The sequence below is a fragment of the Microbacterium sp. GbtcB4 genome (assembly GCF_019091465.1).
Lineage (GTDB): Bacteria > Actinomycetota > Actinomycetes > Actinomycetales > Microbacteriaceae > Microbacterium > Microbacterium paraoxydans.
In genome coordinates this window covers 1-244 of the sequence record NZ_JAGXJJ010000398.1, presented here as the reverse complement: position 1 = coordinate 244, position 244 = coordinate 1, and the positions used below count along the sequence as shown (strand labels likewise).

Annotated in this window: 1 pseudogene; it reads left to right on the top strand. The window is 65.2% G+C overall.

Going from position 1 to position 244, the window contains the following annotated elements:
• Nucleotides 1–244: pseudogene (locus KVS71_RS18280) on the top strand (succinate dehydrogenase iron-sulfur subunit); the annotation flags it as partial.

The window sequence follows — 244 nt, the reverse complement described above, 5'->3', positions numbered from 1 at the left end:
GACCACGACAACTCGAAGCCGATCTACGTCGAGGCCAACAAGGGCCTGCAGCAGGAGAAGGACCAGGTCGTCGACATGGAGCCGTTCTTCGCGTCGTACCGCGAGGTGCAGCCGTTCCTCGCCGCGAACTCCGTGCCGGAGAAGGGCAAGGAGCGCACGCAGTCCATCGCCGACCGCGAGATCTCCGACGACACCACGAAGTGCATCCTCTGCGCCGCGTGCACCTCGTCGTGCCCCGTGTTCT